Raw genomic sequence first — 259 nt, 5'->3', positions numbered from 1 at the left:
CTGTTACTGTCAAGCTGTAAGTCTGGGTCGCTTGCGCATTCACCCCAGTCACCGCCGCTTGCGTGGCCGTGATCGTAGCGTTGCCGGCGCTGATCGGTGTAATCACACCGCCGGCACTGACCGTTGCTACTGCGGTATTTGAACTGCTGTAAGTGATGACACCATAACTGCCGCCACTCAGCGTTGAGATTGCGGCATTCGTCAAACTGTTTTGTACACCCACACTGGCGGCACTCGGCGTGGCAAACGTCAGTACCGG

Annotated in this window: 1 protein-coding gene; it reads right to left on the bottom strand. The window is 57.1% G+C overall.

Translation table 11 applies throughout. The features are described 5' to 3' along the window. On the bottom strand, nt 1–259 hold a 259-nt coding region (locus QN359_RS19925; RefSeq protein WP_323493483.1), incomplete at both ends, for an Ig-like domain-containing protein.

The organism is Undibacterium sp. 5I2 (genome assembly GCF_035019605.1).
Taxonomy (GTDB): Bacteria; Pseudomonadota; Gammaproteobacteria; order Burkholderiales; family Burkholderiaceae_D; genus Undibacterium.
This window is presented reverse-complemented; position numbering and strand designations above follow the sequence as displayed.